We start from the raw sequence: 455 nt of genomic DNA, 5'->3' as shown, positions 1-455 counted from the left end.
CAAGGATGGCATCATCGGCAAGAACGACTTGCGCGCCACCTTCGACTCCCTGGGCAGGCTCGCGTCCGAGAAGGAGCTCGATGAGATGGTCGGTGAGGCTTCTGGCCCCATCAACTTCACTCAGCTCTTGACTCTGTTCGCCAACCGCATGTCCGGCGGCTCTGACGAAGATGACGTCGTTATCAACGCCTTCAAGACCTTCGATGAAGAGGGAAAGATCGATTCTGAAAGGCTCAGGCACGCCCTCATGACCTGGGGCGACAAGTTCTCCGCCGACGAAGTCGACGAGGCTTACGACCAGATGGACATTGACGACAAGGGTTACATCGACACCACCAAGCTGATCGCCATGCTGACCGCCAGCGCTGAGGAGGAGGAAGGCGGTGAAGCCGCGTAATGATTCCATCTCTACTATAAGGTCTAAGACGCCAGCCGCAGTCATCACGCCCGGCCAC

1 protein-coding gene is annotated in these 455 nt (G+C 57.8%); it reads left to right on the top strand.

Annotation, left to right across the window (positions count from 1 at the left end; all coding sequences use genetic code 11):
- On the top strand, positions 1–397 hold a 397-nt coding region (locus F0L68_RS45880; protein ID WP_149855413.1), incomplete at its 5' end, for an EF-hand domain-containing protein.
- Between the last annotated feature and the right edge of the window lie 58 nt (positions 398–455).

Origin of the sequence: Solihabitans fulvus (genome assembly GCF_008386585.1) — a bacterium.
Classification (GTDB): Bacteria; Actinomycetota; Actinomycetes; order Mycobacteriales; family Pseudonocardiaceae; genus Solihabitans; species Solihabitans fulvus.
The sequence above is the reverse complement of the archived record's forward strand: the minus strand, read 5'-3'. Positions and strand labels throughout refer to the sequence as shown.